Below are 525 nucleotides of genomic sequence, written 5' to 3' on the forward strand. Positions count from 1 at the left end.
TGCTAACTTAGAGATGAAATCTGAGGGGCGATGGGGATCAAGCCGAACCATCCAATCGCCATAAGAGGGAGTAGGATTTTCAGGCGTTGCCACCAGATTGCGGTAAAAGCGCAAGGTGCCGTTCTTACAATTAACCGCATATAGATCACCGTTCAGATCACCAACCATTTTGGGGTCGTTTGCGGGAGGGGGCGGAATCCTACGCTAAGGCTTTGGCCACCGATATTCGCCGGTGAGGTTGATATGCTCCCATCCCAGCGGCGAGACATGGGCCAAGAGATCGGGCGACAGCGGCTTTCCATCGCGTTTCTGGTTGGCGACGACTTCGCCGAGCTTCATGGTGTTCCAGAAGATGATGATGGCGGCGAGCAGGTTCATGCCGGCGATCCGGTAATGCTGGCCTTCGGCGGAACGGTCGCGGATTTCACCCCGGCGATGGAAGCTGATGGCTCGTTTCAGCGCGTGATGGGCCTCGCCCTTGTTGAGCCCGATCTGGGCGCGGCGTTGGAGATCGGCGTCCAGAAT

1 protein-coding gene is annotated in these 525 nt (G+C 57.3%); it reads right to left on the minus strand.

Annotated elements, in window-relative coordinates; all coding sequences use genetic code 11:
- Nucleotides 1–204: 204 nt before the first annotated feature.
- Nucleotides 205–525: Tn3 family transposase (locus HBA93_RS18205; protein WP_221724237.1), on the minus strand; the 321-nt coding region annotated here is incomplete at its 5' end.

It is taken from the genome of Ochrobactrum sp. SFR4 (assembly GCF_019730395.1).
Taxonomy (GTDB): domain Bacteria; phylum Pseudomonadota; class Alphaproteobacteria; order Rhizobiales; family Rhizobiaceae; genus Pseudochrobactrum.